Genomic DNA, 2,146 nt, shown 5'->3' on the forward strand with positions numbered 1-2,146 from the left:
CCCCCGACCCCGCGCTCGCCCGGACCGCCCCTCGAGGAGGGACCAGCTGATGACCTCACCCCGGAACGCGGCCGACCCGCACCACCGCTGGGCAGGGCCGGGGGCGTCGCCGCCGCGCAGCCCGTACGAGCTCAACCACCGGCTCGGCGCCGCCGCGCGCACCCGCGCCCCGGGCGGGCTGGGGGTGGTCGACACCGAGACCATCGTCGACACCACCTCCGCCGCAGCCGCCGTCGACCAGGGCCACGGTCCGGACCCGATCGAGGTCGCCGAGCAGCTCGGCGCGGCCACCGACGCCGCCCAGGACCGCACCCGCACGGTGTTCCCCGAGTCCCGCCCGGTGTCCTGGGCGACGTTCGGGCCGCTGATCCCGGTGCTCGCCGGGTCCGCGGGCGCCGGCGCCTCGTGTGTCGCGGCCGCAATCGTGGACGCGCTGCAACAGGACCAGCGGTGCGCGCTGTTGATCGACGCCGACGACCCGGCCCGCTCCGGCCTGGCCGGTGCCTCCTCGGTGGACGGCCCCTGGACCCGGCAGGTCAACGACCACCTCACCGTGCGCTACAGCTGGCGCGAGGAAGCGCTGCTGGCCCGGCTGGAGACCCGCGACCCCGCAGCGCTGCCGACCATCACCCCCGGGATGGTGCCCCCACCCCCGGACTGGCTGCCCGACCCGGCACCCGACCCGCTGCACGCCACCGTCGTCGACCTCGGTCACGGCGGCTGGCGGGCCGCCGCGACCCCGATCTACGGCGCCGGGGGCTGGCTACGCCGCGGCCTTCCCTCCCAGCGCCCGATCCTGGTGGTCCGCGCGACCCGCCCGTCGCTGCGCCAGGCCGAGCAGCTGCTCGCCCGCCTGGACCCCTGGGTGCAGCGCGGCCTGGCCACCCCGATCTACCAGCTCGTGGTCAACGGGGCCCGCAAGTGGCCGACGGGGGTGGCCGGCGCGGCCGGGCCCCGGGTCGCGGCCCTGCTGGACGAGGCCCTGTTCGTGCCGCACATCCCGGCCTGGGAGCTCGGCGGGGTCACCGACGAACCCAGCCCCCCGAAGGCGGTGGAGGCGCTGCGCCCGCTGCTCGCCTCCTGGCGGCTCATCCCCTCGCCGAGGCGCCGCTGACCAGCCGGCCGGTCCGCCCCGCTGCGTCCGGCCCCCCACACCGGCACCAGCCCACACCTTCACCCCGGCACAACGACGTCCAGCACCACACCGTCCACCCCACCCCTCCTGCGGAGCGCGCCATGTCTGTCATCAACGTGATCAACGAATCGCTGACCCAGATCCATCTGTTGCCGACACAGGACCTCCCCAAGCCGAGCCCGATCGAGCCCCCCGGCGCCGGAGCCATCCGCGACATCGTCGGCTACATCCAGTGGATCGCCGGGGTCTGCATCGTCGGGCTGTTCTTCGGCGGGATCGTCGCCTCGACCGCGGGCCGACTCTGGGACCACCACGGGTCCGGACGTCTCGGGGCCCGCCTGATCGTCGGTGCTCTCGCCCTGGCCGTGCTGTACGGGATCGGCTACGGCGTGGTCAACCAGTTCGCGAAGACAAGCGCCTGATGGCCCGCCTGATGAACCCTGACGGCCGGCAGATGTACTCGCGGCCCGGGCGCCCGGGTACGGGCGAGCGAGGGCGCGCGATGCTCATCCTCGGTGGGGTCGGTGTACTCCTGCTCGGACTGATCCTCGCGGTGATCATGTCCCTGACCGGCATGTTCGCCGGATCCGAGACCACCGGCACCCGGCCGTCTGCGGACCCGATGCTGTCCTCCCCGGGGCTCGGTCCGTCCGCGGGGAGCGGCCCGCAGGCCGAAGCGGCACTGGCACAGGCGCCGATGCAGCAGCTACCGGTCAGCGCCGTGTCACCGCGAACGCTGAGCACCCGCAGCGCGGGACCACCGATCGCGCTTCCGCAGCCCGAGCAGGTCACCGGCGCTCTCGTGCCGACCGGGTTCCCTGCCACCGAGGCGGGCGCGCTGGCCCAGCTCCTGGAGCTGATGAAGGTCGGGATGGCCGATGCCGATCCCCAGACCTGGGCGCGCGCCTACGACTCGCTGGCCGAGCCCGGCGCGCTACCGGCCGCGCAGACCCGGACCAGCCAGGACCTCGTCGACCTGCGCCGCGGCTCCAACATGAACCCGACCGGCCC

The 2,146-nt window shown here is 74.8% G+C and carries 2 protein-coding genes and 1 pseudogene; all 3 read left to right on the top strand.

What is annotated here, in order from left to right:
- Positions 1-49 precede the first annotated feature (49 nt).
- A complete protein-coding gene (locus WHI96_RS27475; protein WP_345650238.1) occupies positions 50-1,114 on the top strand; it encodes a hypothetical protein in 1,065 nt (354 codons plus the stop codon).
- Positions 1,115-1,236: 122 nt separating this feature from the next.
- Positions 1,237-1,557, top strand: a complete 321-nt coding sequence (locus WHI96_RS27480; RefSeq protein WP_100877338.1) for a hypothetical protein — start codon at positions 1,237-1,239, stop codon at positions 1,555-1,557.
- An 80-nt stretch (positions 1,558-1,637) separates the two neighbouring features.
- Positions 1,638-2,146, top strand: a pseudogene (locus WHI96_RS27485) (hypothetical protein); the annotation flags it as partial.

Origin of the sequence: Pseudonocardia tropica (genome assembly GCF_040105315.1) — a bacterium.
Classification (GTDB): Bacteria; Actinomycetota; Actinomycetes; order Mycobacteriales; family Pseudonocardiaceae; genus Pseudonocardia; species Pseudonocardia alni.